The 14,209-nt window shown below is 32.4% G+C and carries 14 protein-coding genes and 1 pseudogene; 9 read left to right on the forward strand and 6 right to left on the reverse strand.

Annotated elements, in window-relative coordinates:
• The first annotated feature begins 11 nt into the window (after window positions 1-11).
• From GIY83_RS21405 to GIY83_RS21415, 3 genes are all read left to right on the forward strand, one after another.
• Window positions 12-1,475 (forward strand): OmpA family protein, encoded by a 1,464-nt coding sequence (locus GIY83_RS21405; RefSeq protein ID WP_194617351.1) that lies wholly within the window; start codon window positions 12-14, stop codon window positions 1,473-1,475.
• 63 nt (window positions 1,476-1,538) lie between these two features.
• A complete protein-coding gene (locus GIY83_RS21410) occupies window positions 1,539-4,304 on the forward strand; it encodes a PD-(D/E)XK nuclease family protein (RefSeq protein WP_208683380.1) in 2,766 nt (921 codons plus the stop codon).
• Between the two features lie 293 nt (window positions 4,305-4,597).
• Window positions 4,598-5,272, forward strand: coding sequence for an ATP-binding cassette domain-containing protein (locus tag GIY83_RS21415; RefSeq protein WP_208683382.1), 675 nt, complete (start codon window positions 4,598-4,600; stop codon window positions 5,270-5,272).
• Window positions 5,273-5,279: 7 nt separating this feature from the next.
• On the opposite strand, the gene GIY83_RS21420 is transcribed toward GIY83_RS21415, so the two are convergent.
• Complete coding sequence (locus tag GIY83_RS21420; protein ID WP_194617354.1) at window positions 5,280-5,429, reverse strand: hypothetical protein; 150 nt, start codon at window positions 5,427-5,429, stop codon at window positions 5,280-5,282.
• Window positions 5,430-5,711: 282 nt separating this feature from the next.
• Here GIY83_RS21420 and GIY83_RS21425 point away from each other — a divergent pair, with 282 nt between their 5' ends.
• Both GIY83_RS21425 and GIY83_RS21430 read left to right on the forward strand, forming a co-directional pair.
• The gene (locus tag GIY83_RS21425) at window positions 5,712-6,032 is read left to right on the forward strand and encodes a roadblock/LC7 domain-containing protein (RefSeq protein ID WP_194617355.1); all 321 of its coding nucleotides are present in this window, start codon (window positions 5,712-5,714) and stop codon (window positions 6,030-6,032) included.
• Window positions 6,033-6,050: 18 nt separating this feature from the next.
• Entirely contained in the window at window positions 6,051-6,425 is a 375-nt protein-coding gene (locus tag GIY83_RS21430) for a hypothetical protein (protein WP_194617356.1), read from the forward strand.
• A gap of 76 nt (window positions 6,426-6,501) precedes the next feature.
• Here the strand turns inward: GIY83_RS21430 and GIY83_RS21435 are convergent, their stop codons facing one another.
• Complete coding sequence (locus GIY83_RS21435; RefSeq protein WP_194617357.1) at window positions 6,502-7,278, reverse strand: alpha/beta fold hydrolase; 777 nt, start codon at window positions 7,276-7,278, stop codon at window positions 6,502-6,504.
• Between the two features lie 394 nt (window positions 7,279-7,672).
• Here GIY83_RS21435 and GIY83_RS21440 point away from each other — a divergent pair, with 394 nt between their 5' ends.
• Window positions 7,673-8,029: a hypothetical protein gene (locus tag GIY83_RS21440; protein ID WP_194617358.1), complete on the forward strand. Its 357-nt coding sequence runs from the start codon at window positions 7,673-7,675 to the stop codon at window positions 8,027-8,029.
• Between the two features lie 88 nt (window positions 8,030-8,117).
• Complete coding sequence (locus GIY83_RS21445) at window positions 8,118-8,636, forward strand: ferritin (RefSeq protein ID WP_194617359.1); 519 nt, start codon at window positions 8,118-8,120, stop codon at window positions 8,634-8,636.
• A 66-nt stretch (window positions 8,637-8,702) separates the two neighbouring features.
• On the opposite strand, the gene GIY83_RS21450 is transcribed toward GIY83_RS21445, so the two are convergent.
• The 4 genes and pseudogenes from GIY83_RS21450 to GIY83_RS21465 form a co-directional block, all read right to left on the reverse strand.
• A complete protein-coding gene (locus tag GIY83_RS21450) occupies window positions 8,703-9,995 on the reverse strand; it encodes an aminopeptidase P family protein (protein WP_208683384.1) in 1,293 nt (430 codons plus the stop codon).
• Between the two features lie 96 nt (window positions 9,996-10,091).
• Window positions 10,092-10,493: a hypothetical protein gene (locus GIY83_RS21455; protein WP_194617361.1), complete on the reverse strand. Its 402-nt coding sequence runs from the start codon at window positions 10,491-10,493 to the stop codon at window positions 10,092-10,094.
• 6 nt (window positions 10,494-10,499) lie between these two features.
• A complete protein-coding gene (locus GIY83_RS21460; RefSeq protein ID WP_194617362.1) occupies window positions 10,500-11,390 on the reverse strand; it encodes a hypothetical protein in 891 nt (296 codons plus the stop codon).
• Between the two features lie 253 nt (window positions 11,391-11,643).
• Window positions 11,644-12,052 (reverse strand): annotated as a pseudogene (locus GIY83_RS21465) (helix-turn-helix domain-containing protein).
• A gap of 221 nt (window positions 12,053-12,273) precedes the next feature.
• Between GIY83_RS21465 and GIY83_RS21470 the strand changes: the two are divergent.
• Window positions 12,274-12,723: a GNAT family N-acetyltransferase gene (locus GIY83_RS21470; RefSeq protein WP_194617363.1), complete on the forward strand. Its 450-nt coding sequence runs from the start codon at window positions 12,274-12,276 to the stop codon at window positions 12,721-12,723.
• A gap of 123 nt (window positions 12,724-12,846) precedes the next feature.
• A complete protein-coding gene (locus GIY83_RS21475; RefSeq protein WP_208683385.1) occupies window positions 12,847-14,202 on the forward strand; it encodes a polymer-forming cytoskeletal protein in 1,356 nt (451 codons plus the stop codon).
• Window positions 14,203-14,209 lie beyond the last annotated feature (7 nt).

Here is a 14,209-nt window from a genome sequence, read left to right on the forward strand (position 1 = left end):
AAAAATTAAGTATGAAACATCTTAACAAACTTTTAGTTGCTGTGATGATGGTGATGGGTTTAAGTTCTCACGCACAAGACAGTAACAATCCATGGGCTATCTCTTTTGGAGTTAATGCCGTTGACACTAGAACCAGTTCTGGTGCAGGAAGTGGTTTCTTTGATCAACACTTTTCTCAGCCATTCGCTGTAAAAGACAACTGGAATATTCTTCCTTCTCTATCTTACATTGGTGTGTCTAGATATGTAGGTAGTGGTTTCTCTGTTGGTTTACAAGGATCTGTAAACAAAATTGATAAATACGTTACTTTCAATCCATCTGCTCCAGGACATGATTCAAGAGGTAATGTTGTGACTAATCCTGGTGATTTAATGTACTACGGAATTGATGCTACTATTAAATATAGCTTCCAGGAATTAATCAAATCTAAAGTAGTTGATCCTTCGTTATCTGTTGGTGGAGGTTATACTTTCTTAGGTGATAGTAGCTACGGAACAGTTAATCCAGGTGCTGGAGTAACTTTCTGGTTTACAGATGCAATTGGTCTTGAGCTTGCTACAAGATACAAATGGTCAGTTAGCGGTGATAGAGAAGATGCTTCTGGAACTCCAGATGCTCCATCTCACTTTCAACACACTGCTGGTTTAGTTTTCAAATTCGGAGGTAAAGATACTGACGGAGACGGAATCTACGATAAAGATGATGCTTGTCCAGACGTTGCTGGTTTAAAACAATTCAACGGATGTCCTGATACTGACGGAGACGGAATCGTTGACGCTAGTGATGCTTGTCCAACTGAATTTGGTTTAGCTGCATTAAACGGATGTCCTGATAGAGACGGAGACGGAGTTGCTGATAAAGATGATGCTTGTCCAGATGTTGCTGGTTTAGCTGCTTTAAAAGGTTGTCCTGATACTGACGGAGACGGAATTGCTGATAAAGATGACAAATGTCCTACAGTTGCTGGTCCTAAAGAAAATGGTGGTTGTCCTTTCTTAGACGCTGATAAAGATGGTGTTTTAGATAAAGATGATGATTGTCCTACAGTTGCAGGTCCTGCTTCTAACAGAGGTTGTCCTGAAGTTACTACTGAAGCTTTAGAAGATCTTAAAGTTCAAGCAAGAGCTATCTACTTTAACTCAGGAAAAGCTACTTTCAAAACTGGTGACAAAGAAACTCCAGCTAGATTAGATGCTATTAAAGAAATCCTTAAAAACTATCCAAACGCGAAATTCTCTATTGAAGGTCACACAGATAGCGATGGTTCTGACAAATTGAACCAAAAACTTTCTGAAGAAAGAGCTACTGCTGTTATGAACGCTTTGATCGAAAGAGGAGTAAATGTTGATAACTTAGTTTCTAAAGGTTTTGGAGAGTCTCAACCAGTTGCAAGTAACAAAACTGCTGCAGGTAAAGCACAAAACAGAAGAACAGAAATTAGACACATTGGTTCTAAATACCAAGGTAAAATCTAATTTACTTTCTAAATAAATACTAAAAGCCATTCTTAATTGAATGGCTTTTTTTATTTTTATACAATGATAAATACTTCTTTTCTCGGAAAAATAGCAACTGTTATAATTCAGGATTATTCTGATAAGCTTACTGAAACTACTATTGTTTTGCCAAATAAAAGAGCAAAGGTTTTCTTGATTGAAGCTTTAAAAAATGAAACGAAAAATACTATTCTTTCTCCGGAGATTATTAGTATTGAAGACTTTGTGCAAGATGTAGCTTCAATACGATCTATAGATTCAATTGAGCTTTTGTTTGAGTTTTATGAAGTTTATCTTTCTGTAACAGAAAAACAAAATCAGCAATCATTCGAGTTATTTGCCAATTGGGCTAAAACGCTTTTGCAGGATTTTAATGAAATCGATCGCTACTTATTAGATCCGGTTCATGTTTTGTCGTATTTGAAAGATATAGAAGATATCAAAAAATGGGGAATTGAAGTCGAAAATAAAACCAGACTTTTAGAAAATTATATCGATTTTTGGAAACTTCTGCCTTTGTACTATGATTCACTTTACCATCATTTACTGAATAAATCACTAGGTTACCAAGGTTTGATTTATAAGGAAGCAGTAAATAATCTAAATCACTTTTCGAATACTATTGCAAACAGAAATTTTATTTTCGCAGGTTTTAATGCTTTAAATGCTTCTGAAGAAAAAATTGTACAGCATTTATTGGCATTAGATCAGGCTAAAATTTATTGGGATGTAGATCAAACTTTTCTTAATGATCCGTATCATGATGCCGGACTTTTTGTTCGTCGTTTTAAAGAAAATTGGAAACATTATAAAACAAATATTTTTGAATGGATTGTAGATGATTTTTCTCAGTCTAAAAATATTCAGGTAATAGGAACTCCAAAAACAATAGGGCAGGCCAAATTAGCCGGAAGTATTGTCGAAAATATAATTAATGAAAACCCTGCAACATCGCTCGATAAAGTGGCTATTGTACTTGGTGAGGAAAATTTATTAATGCCTGTTTTGTATTCATTACCTTCTTCTGTTGGAAGTTTGAATATTACAATGGGATATTCCGGGAAGAATAATCCCTCTCAGATATTGATTGCAAAATTATTTAAAATGCATACCAATGCACTTTCCAGAAAAGGCGAAAGTTATGTGTTTTATTATAAAGATGTACTTGATATTTTGACCCATCCTTTAGTGGAGCCTTATGCAAATTCAGGCAATTTAGTTCGAATCATCAAAGAAAACAATTATACGTTTATTACTCATAACCGAATACTTGAACTTAATTCCTATCCGTCGCAATTGTTTCAATTGTTGTTTCAGAAATGGGAAAACGGATCGATTGGAGTTCTTGAAAATGTATCGGCACTTTTGCTATTAATCAAAGAGAATTTTAGCAATGACAATGAAGAAGAAAAGATTGCAAAAGCATTTGTTTTTGCTGTTTTTAAAGTCATTAATAAATTGATTAATTATTATTCGCAACATCACCATATTGATAATATTGATACTTTGCACGCTATTTATAAACAAATTATTGATGTGGCCGAAGTTTCATTTGAAGGTGAGCCTTTGCATGGATTACAAATCATGGGGGTTTTGGAAAGCCGTGTTCTTGATTTTGATACCGTGATTGTTACGTCTATGAATGAAGGAAAGTTTCCCGCCGGAAAATCTCAGAATTCATTTATTCCGTACGATGTTAAAAGAGAATTGGGTTTGCCGACTTTTAAAGAAAAAGATGCTATTTATACCTATCACTTCTATCACTTGTTGCAAAGGGCAAAAAATATTTATCTGATTTATAATACCGAAAATGACGGTTTGGATGCCGGAGAACGAAGCCGTTTTATAACGCAGCTTGAGGTAGAGAAACAGTCTAAGCATAATCTAACATTTGATATTTACAATCCTGTTTTGCCAACATCAGCCTATCAGCCTATGGTAGTTCCAAAATCTGATGCGGTTATGGAACGTTTAAAAGAAATTGCAACTGCTGGTTTTTCACCATCGGCATTGACTAGTTATATTCGAAATCCGATTGAGTTTTATTTTCAAAAAGTACTTCGTATTAGGGAGGTAGAGGAGGTTGAAGAAAATATAGCGTTAAACACACTGGGAACAATAATTCATGAAACGTTAAAAGCATTATATGATCCTTTTGTTGGCAGATTCATTGCGGAAGCTGATATAGAAAATTGTTATAAATTGTTAGACGATGAAGTTTTACGACAATTTAAAGTAGTTTATAAAGAAGGTGAGATTAAAAAAGGACGAAATCTTCTGGCTTTTGAAGTTGCAAAGAGAAACGTTTCTAACTTCCTACGAATGGAATTAGAAGCTATTAAAAATGGAGATGCAGTTAAAATTATAGCTTTAGAACAAACATACGCTCGCAGATTAAATCATCCAAATTTGCCTTTTCCAGTTTTAATTAAGGGAAATGTCGATAGAATTGAACTGCGTAACGGAAAAATAAGGATTATCGATTATAAGACCGGTAAAGTAGAAAAAAACAATGTGATACTAAAGTCATGGAACGGATTGACACAAGAGCTTAAAAACGATAAAATCATTCAGGTTTTGGCTTATGCGTTTATGTTCGAGAACGAAGCTGCCGGTGTGCCAATCGAGGTTGGGATTATTTCGTTTAAAAATCTAAAATCAGGATTTCTTCCTTTTGGTTTTAAAGAAGAGAAAGAATTGGATATGGTAGTTTCAAATGAGATTTTGAGAAATTATTTGGAGGAAATCGTCATCTTGCTCACCGAAATTTTTAATATTAATATTCCTTTTGAGGAAAAAATAATGTAAAGCATCAGAAAGCTAAACAACATTTTCGAATTTTTTAAAACCACTTTAGTGATTAACTTAACTGTTTGCGCTATTGCTGTTTTGCTGGGCGGTTTTGATTATTTTTTTATAATGTTTCTGAGTTTTGGATTTTTGATGAGTATTGGTTTTAAAGAGCTGTGTAAAAAAAATGATTATTTATTTTATTCGAATAACGGAATTTCAAAACTATGGCTTTTGCTTTCTAGTTATGTGATGACTTTTGTTGCTGCAATTTTAATAGGTCTCATTGTGTTTTTAATAAAGAAAATATTTTGAAAAAGCATATTTTAGAAGTTGACGGGATTCAAAAAAAATACAACGAAAGAGTGATTCTTTCAGATGTTTATCTCAAATGTGAAACCTCACAAATCATTGGTTTGTTAGGACGAAATGGTTCGGGGAAATCTACTTTGTTGAAAATAATCTTCGGATTAATACAGGCTCCAAATAAATGTATCCGTATCGATTCTGTTTCAAAAAATAATGATAACAATGTGTTCAATGAGATTAGTTATTTGTCGCAGGAACAATTTATTCCTAATCATTTTTCTGTAAAAAAGGCAGTGTCATTATCAATCGGTAAACAAAAAATTAGTTTTTTTAACAATGATCCATTTATTGTGCCCATTTTAGGTAAACAAATAAGTCAATTGTCAAGTGGGGAATTGCGGTATTTAGAAATTAAAATTGTTCTTTCGAATCCTTCAAAATTCGTTTTGTTAGATGAGCCTTATAATGGATTGTCTCCTTTGATGGTAGATGTTGTCAATGAAATGATCGAGGCAAATTCAGAGAAAAAGGGAATTGTGATTACAGATCACAATTATAGAAATGTAATCAAAGTTTCAACTCAGTTCGTTTTGATCAAAGAGGGTAAAACGCATTACATCAGGAATAATACAGAACTTGTAGAGAAAGGTTATTTGGTAGATTTGGAGCTTTTGTAGGGGGCTTTTAGCTAAAAATCTTTTTAAAAAAACCTTTTTTTGCGCGTTCTTCCAAATTAGGATTGTTTATGCTTCCGTTTTCAAAACGAAATCTTCTAAATTTCATCAATTTTACATTTAAGTCAAAACGTAGTTCGTCAACAGTCTTTGTTTCCATAATTTTTTTTGCAAATTTATGAAAAACTTGATGTAAAAGTAATTTCTTGTAAATGTTAAAATAATATTTAAGATATCTCAAACAGATTGATATATTTTTAGATAAATCTGCTTTTTTTGTTAGCGTTTTTTAAAAAGTTTATTTTAAAAATAAAGAAACACTATCGTATAAATAAAAGTGTTTCAAATGGTTACGTGTGTCTTTTTTTTAACAAGTGTTTATCGGACAATTCTGTTTATTAAAATATCTTTGGCTTTTCTTAAAAAATGATATAACAACGATATGATTGATTTAAACACACTCGTAGAAGAAACCGGAGCCGAGTCAGGATTAACTTTTAACATCGATGGCATTTTGCTTGAATCGGTTAATTTAGAGTATGACGGCAATGTAGCAGCAATGATAGGAATGATACTGAAGATGTGTTTAGAAATGTCTGAAGATGTAAATAACGGAGATCTTAAACAAGTCATGATTAAGAACAAAAAAGGTATTGTGGTGGCCAACAAAGACGAATACGATAACTGTGTTGCGCTGCTTTCTAAAGATATAAGTAAAATGGGACTTTTGCTGCGCAAAATGGATACCGTTTTCAATAATTAATTTAAATACAATTAAAACATGTCAGATTTTTTACAGAATTTCCAAAACGATTTAAAAGAAAATATCAACGGATTTATTGCTGTTTCAGTAACCGAAGTTGAAACAGGAATGTCTTACTCTTCACTTTCTTTAAATCCTAATTTTGACCCGGAATTAGCATCTGCTTATAATTTAGAAGTGGTAAAAGCAAAGTTAAATGCTATTAAAGCTTTGGGATTAGATCAAAAAATCAATGATATCTTAATAACACTTACAGATCAAATACATATTATAGATGTTTCTGAAGATGGTAAGTATTTTATTTATTTAGCGGTTGACTCAACAAAAGCGAATCTTGGATTAACAAGAGCAACTTTGTCTAAATTTAAAAAAGACATTATATCAAAATTATAAGTTTGCCCCTAATAATGAGAAAAAGGCTGCTCAGAATTTTTGAGCAGCCTTTTTTGGTTTTATAAAGTGGATTAATTTATTCGAAAAAATCCAATAAAGTAGTTTTCAATTCTTCTTTATTTTCAATCTGGCTCATGTGGCCATCTTCAAAAGAAACCAATTTTGCGTTTGTATTTTCGATTTGAGTAATACTTTCTTCGTAGTTTAAAACCGGATCTTTTTTGCCCAAAATCAGTAAAACCGGAAATAAATTCTTTTGTAAAAGTGATGCTCTGTCTTTTCGAATTTTCATTCCTTCGAGCGAAGCTACAATTCCTTGTAACGGAGTTTTTAAAGCTTCAACTTTTGCTTTTTCTATTTCGTCAGCCAGTCGTGTTCGGTTGTTTTCGTTGAATAAATTACCAATCGCCAAACTTACAAAGTTTACATAATTTTGTTTTACTGCTTTTATAGCACGATTTCGGTTTATTTTTTTTTCGTGACTGTCTGCTTTTGATGTAGAATTGAGCAGAACCAATTTATTGATGTTCTTTGGGAATAATTCGGCGAGAGCCAAACCAACATAACCTCCCATAGAGTGGCCCACAATTGTGGCTTTTTCAATTTTCAAATGTTTTAAAATTTCCTGCACAACATTTGCATTCTCCTCCATAGAATGAACATATCCCAACGAATCAGACTCACCATGACCTAATAAGTCGATAGTAATAACCTGATATTTTTCAGAGAAAAGTGCAACATAATCGTCCCACATTTTTTTGTTTTCAAGAAAGCCGTGAAGCAAAACAATTGCAGTTCCCTGACCTGAATCAGAATAAGAAATCCTGGTATTTTTATATAATAGAGTTTTCAAAATGATGAATTAAGTTTAAAGTACAAAGATAAGAAAGCCTAAACTATATGAGTTATATAACTTCATTTGAGTTAAAAATAGTAGTTATCGCGTTCAACTTTACGCTAAATGTTTAAACCATGTAAGTAATGTAAGTTCATTTTAGTTTAAAAAAAAAGTTATTCGGTTCACTTTTATGATAAATATTCAAAGCATATAAGCTTATGTGAGTTTTAAAAAAAACATAAAGATTATTATTTAAATGAACTTACATTACTTACATGGTTCAAAAAAATACGGTCACTTAAACTGTTTTTAAGAACATTAAACGATTTTGTTATTTTAAATTAGTCTTAATTATGTTTTTTATTGCTTTAAATTCTATATTTTTGCATCGTTATTATATTTTATCAGAATGGCATTAGTTAGTGATTTGACCACGAAAGTATTATTTGAAACCGAAAAAGGATACAGTTATCAATGTGATTTGACCAATAGTGTAATCATCAATTTTGTTGATACGGTGTCAAGTTATAAAATTCATGATTTTTTGATTTTTCAAAGAAAGGTTAATAGCGTTGACATTCTCAATATGCTTTATGACTTATCTGATCAGTCAGATGCACAGTTGATTGAAACTACTAAAAGAAATTTTTCCAGAAATCTTACCATCTGCGAAATAGTTCAGTTAAGAGATTTATTAAACGGAACAAAATTTACCCTCACTCTACATTCTTTGCTTTGCAATACTGTCAATGTAGAACTTATTTAGATTCTTACTTAGATTAAATCCAAATTTTAAGGCATTTAGAGCTGCCTTCTATAATTTTTGTAATTTTACATAGATAAAAACAAAGATTATGAAAGATTTACTAAGAACAAGTACTTCATTAGTTGAAGGAATAGAAAATATATTGAACTTACAGGCAAAAATAGAAAGTGACGCTTCTAATAAATATCTAGCTATGGCTGCATGGTTAGATAGAAATGGTTTTGCAAATACAGCATCTTATTTGTACAAGCAAGCCGAAGAAGAAAGAGAGCATTTTCTAAAAATTTTCAAATATATTACAGATATGGGAGGGATTGCGGTTACGCCATCTGTTCCGGAAGTGCAGCAGGAATTTGCTTCTTTTAGAGAAGTATTTGAAATTGCTTTGCAAAACGAAATTGCAGTTACTCAGGCAATTAATAAAGTAATTGCAAAATGTAGAGCTGAGAATGATTACGCTACAGAAGATTTTATGATGTGGTATGTAGCTGAGCAAAGAGAAGAAGAGAAAAATGCAAGAAGAGCTTTAGAGCTTTTTGAACTAATCAACGGAAATGAAGCTGACGGCAAATTTCAATTGGATGTTCAGATTTCAAAAATCGGATAAATATCGATTTATTATATAAAAGCAAAGCCCTTAATATTTATTAAGGGCTTTGTTTTTTATCATGATTTAAGAATTCATCAAACTTTCGATTTCATCAACCTCGATCGGAATATTGCGCATTAGGTTAAAAGGTGCTCCTTTTTCCTGAACCACAACGTTATCTTCTAGACGAATCCCGAAACCTTCTGCCGGGATATAAATTCCAGGTTCAACCGTAAAAACCATATTAGTTTTCATAGGTTCGTGAAGCAATCCGTAATCGTGCGTGTCAAGTCCCATGTGGTGAGAAGTTCCGTGCATAAAATATTTTTTGTAAGCTGGCCATTCCGGATTTTCGTTCTGAACATCAGCTTTATCAATTAATCCTAAACCAAGCAATTCTGATGTCATGATTTTACCCACTTCAATATGATATTGTTTCCAAAGCGTTCCTGGAGTCAACATTTGTGTAGCTTCGTTTTTCACATTCAAAACAGCGTTATAAACTGCTTTTTGTCTCTCAGAGTATTTTCCTGAAACCGGAATTGTTCTTGTCATATCGCTTGAATAATTGGCATATTCGGCAGCAACATCCAATAAAATCAAATCTCCTGCTTTACATTGCTGATTGTTCTCGATATAGTGCAAAACATTCGCATTATTTCCCGAAGCAATAATTGGCGTATAAGCAAAACCTTTAGAACGGTTACGAACAAATTCGTGAATTAATTCGGCCTCGATTTCATATTCAGTAACATTTGGTTTTACAAACGGCAATAATCTACGGAAACCTTTCTCAGTAATATCACAAGCTTTTTGGATCAAATCGATTTCTTCGCTTTCTTTTACAGAACGAATGCGCTGCAAAATAGGGTTGCTTTTCGCTACATTATGTGCAGGATAATGCTCTTTCCACCATTTTATAAAGCGAGCTTCGCGAGTTTCAGTTTCAACCGATGCGCGGTAATGTTCGTTTGTATTAATGTACATCGTATCTGCATACGTCATCATTTCGTTCAAAACTTTATGAAAATCCTGCAACCAATAAACCGTTCTGATTCCCGACACCTGAAAAGCGCGTTCTTTACTTAATTTTTCACCTTCCCAAACCGCGATATGATCGTTGGTTTCTTTCAAAAAAAGAATCTCTTTTTGGTTCTCATAAGGCGCATCCGGAAACAAAAGCAAAATACTTTCTTCCTGATCAACACCGCTTAGATAAAAAATATCCCTGTGTTGAGCAAACGGCAAAGTACTATCAGCACTAACCGGGTAAATGTCATTTGAATTGAAAACGGCAACCGAATTAGGTTTCATTTCTGCCGTGAATTTTTTGCGATTTTTTACAAAAAGAGCGCTGTTTATTTGATGATATTTCATAATAATGTAAGTTTTGAACTTCGAATTTCAAAATTACTAATTTTTGAAGAAGTAGAACAAAATAGGTTTATTAAAGTTTTCTTATTTGTTTTCATTTTATTCGATAGACAATATTCCGGCAATTATCATATTAATCGTAAACAATACCAAGACAGGAATGCTGATTTCCTGCCAATATTCCAGAAACGAAAACTGCTGAAAACTATCGACCACCGGTATATCATTTATGTTGCAAATCACGATCGAAGCTACACAGCAAAACGAAAAAGGAACGGCAAAACGATAAAGGAAACTAGGTGCAATAACCTCCACGCGTTCAAAAAACATGATTGTTAAACAATAGAGCATTGTACAAATAAAAGTAATTGGAATACCTATCAATATACCCATTGTTTGATTGAAAGAATCATTTCCTTGAGTGCTAAAAACGATAAAAAAAAGTAACGTAATTATTATGGCGCAAGAAAAACTTTTCATCATCGGCTGTTTTGTTTTCATATTGCTTTAATTTATTGGTCTGATAATAAAGTAAGGAGAGTATTTTAAGATAAAAAAAGCTGGATTTATTGGGTGGCTCTCATAAACCAAATCTACCCGATCACTCCATACTTCAGTTTTTATTTTTAAGGTGTCATTTTTCACTACAATATCATAAAAGGCATTTACTTTCCATATATCATTACCAAGCTTGCTTAGCTTGTGAGTGTAAACAGGAGAAAGTGTTTTTGCTATGGGGTCAGAAACAGTTTCTTTAAACAAACTTTCCCCATACAATGCATACCATTTTTTGTCTATCAAAAAAATGGCTTTGTCAAAATATTGGCCTACATCATAGCTATTGTAATTATGTTTTTGAGCCTTAAAACAATAAACCGAACTGGCTTTTTTGCTTAATTTATTATACTCTTCCTCCGTACGTTCAAAAGTCCAGTCGGCTTTTGGGTTAAGTTCGATATAATTATGGCGAATAGTATCATTGTCAATAATCCACGAGATATAATCTTCTTTTGAGAGTATATAAGATTCATGAATTTTATACGAATCATATCTGCGCGTTTTTAAACTGTCAATCAGTTTTCCTTTGTTGTCAAATTTATAATACAATTTAAACTCATCGTTATCATTACCAAAACCTTCTTTTCCCGATTCAAAAACAACAGTTTCTGTTATTGGAGAAAAGTAAGTTGTATTCAGATTAAGAGAATTGTCTCCTAATTTTACAATCTCATAATGCGCAGATTTTACAGTATCTTGTACACTTTTGTAAGCTAAATATTTAACAGGTAAATCAGGTTGCGTAATAGAATTTCTAAAAAAATAACCATACAAAATGTAACTCACGGCTATAAATAATGAAATGCATACAAAGTATAAGTTTTTCTTATATAGGTTCATAGGTCGAAAATAGTGGTATTGGTTTAGGCTCAAATCTAAAACCTTTTTTTGTGTCTGCAACTATTTTTGTACAATAAAAATTACAAATTGTAAAAAAAACTTTTGTCTTGTTTGGGCGTGCTCCTCCGGATCGGGGAATCATGAGTGTTTAAAATCTGTTGCTCTGAAAGAGCCTTAGCAATAGCATAGTGTGAAGCGCTATGAGCGAAAAACGATTGTAATTTTTAAGCCCTGTAAGGGCGGAAGTCTAATTTCAAAAAACACGTTTATCATATTTTACTAAAAAAGCCACTTTTTCTTTTTCAGCTTCAACCAATCTTTCGTAAAGCTTTTTATTCTCTTCAAAAGCTTCAATAAGTTTATCAAGTGGATTAAAAGTGCAATTATTATTTTTTATAGAAGAAGAATCGTTATGATAAGTATTTCCAATAATATTAAAAACAGCTTCTTCAGAAAAATTCTTTATAACTTCAGCAGGAACTCCCAAAGCTTCATCAATTGCTTTTAGTTTTTCATCGTCAACACTTTCGCTTCCTTCAATGCTAGAAATAGTTTGTTGACTTACACCAATTGCAATAGCAAGTGCTTTCTTATTTCATGTCTCTATGCCCTCTAATTCGGCTTATGTTTCGGCCTATGTGTTTTGGTTTTACTGTGCTCATAGTTCAAAGATATTTAAAATTCTTTTACATTTTTGGTTTTGGTAGAAAACAAGCTCTCGTTTGTGAGATACATTTTGTAAATTGTTTCCGTGATTGTAAAAATACAATTTTTCTGACTATTTTGATTTCGAAGAGAATATTCTTATTTGCATCATTTTTTATCATTTCTGTCAATGACAAGATTTTGTAATATTGTTGTATCAAAGAAACAACCAAAGGTTATGACCATACAAAAAGCAATTCCAGGCGATCATGAAATCTTAACCCAAATAACCAAAAAGTCAAAAGCATATTGGGGATATTCTAATGAACAAATAGAAATTTGGTCTGCATTTTTGACGGTTTCAGAAGAATATATCGAGACGAATCCAGTTTACAATTTAGTTTTTGACGACCAAATTGTTGGCTATTATTCATACTTTCACGAAAGTGAAAATAGTATAGAACTCGATAATTTGTTTGTTTTGCCTGATTTTATCGGAAAAGGATTCGGGAAAATATTAATGAATGATTTTTTTATGCGTGTAAAGAGCTTAAGTATTCAAAAAGTAGTGCTGAATTCAGAACCAAATGCGGAGAGTTTTTATAGTAAATTCGGATTTGTAAAAATTGGTCAAATAGAAACCTCGATTAAAGATCGATATATGCCAATAATGGAGTTGAATCTTTAAATCATTAACAACGTCCTCGCGAGGAACGAAGCAATCTCACTAACAAAAGAAACTAATGTTATATACACGATACGATTGCTTCGTTCCTCGCAAATACAAATTCAGTTCAATAAAAAAATAAAAATGCAGAATTCAAACTTTAAACTAATCACAATAAAAGAAGTAAAATCGCAATTTCCATTTCTAATCGATCATGAAGGATTTGATTATTTTGACGAATGGGACGATCAGGATTTCTTTCTTGTTGCAAACGAAGATGTTAATTTAAAAGGCAACTTCTATCTGGATCTTTATGAAGATAAAGAGAAAAAATGGCTTTCGAAACTATTAAATTTTTCAGTAAAAGAAATCGATGAAATAAGAATTGAAGGAATTTTAATAAATGGAAATTTCTCTACATCCGGAACCATTATAAATGCCGAAGGCGATTACGGACCTTATATTTTTATAAACGGTAATGTCGATTGCCAGAGTTTATTATTAGGCGGTTCTTATGTAGAAATAATAGGAAATCTAAAGGCAAAAGAAGTGGTAATGAATTCGTATAATCACGGAAATTTTAAATGCTCCGGCGTTATTGAAGCGCCCGTTTTTATAGTCGAAGATCATAATACAGTTTTTGCAGATCGAAAAAATAATTTGTTTTATTATAATGACAGAGCAAATGATTTCGGCCCAAAAAATGATTGCGAATACGACGATGATACCGATGAAGAGATTATTTCGGCAGAATTGCGCAAACTTCTCGATAATCCATTAATAGAAACTTTTGAAGAATTAAAACGTGAGTTAGAAAATGGTAAATTGGTTTTAAAACGAAACAGTCCGCCAGCGAAAAATTATGAATATTGGCAAAAGAGAGTATTGTCTAATTATCGCGATTTAAAATTGGTTCCCGCTGAGTATAAAACCAAGGCATTATGCGAGCTAGCTTTAGATATTACATTTCACGCATTGCCATTTGTTTCTCAGGAATTTATTACGCCCGAACTTTGCGAAAAACTGGTAACTAAAGATGGATTTGCTATTCAGAAAATACCGCATGAATTTATAACAAAAGAACTTTGTCTAAAAGCATCTCAAAGCGGGACATTGATTTCGATTATTCCGAGTGAGTTTTATTCTGAAGAATTGATTTTAACGACATTTAAAAATGGTAAACATGAACCCGACATCAATGACGTTCCCTCTGAATTTATTACCGATAGTTTACTTGAAGAATATGTAAAAATTGGCAAAGGATTATGGCTCGATAAGGTTTGTAAAGAGAACGGAAAAGATAAATTATCGATCTTAAAACGGGTAATAGATTCGGGAATTGAGAATCTTGATGCTGTTTTCGGAAGTCATTTTAGTAAAGAAGTTGTCGATTATGCAGCCGCAATTTATAATAATGAAAATCATAAACAAGAATGGAATAATTACGTTCAGAAATACAAGGTTAAATTTGAGCGTCTTGAGTTGAATGAGTATTTGTAGATTAAAT

This window comes from Flavobacterium sp. SLB02, from assembly GCF_009664855.1.
Taxonomy (GTDB): Bacteria; Bacteroidota; Bacteroidia; order Flavobacteriales; family Flavobacteriaceae; genus Flavobacterium.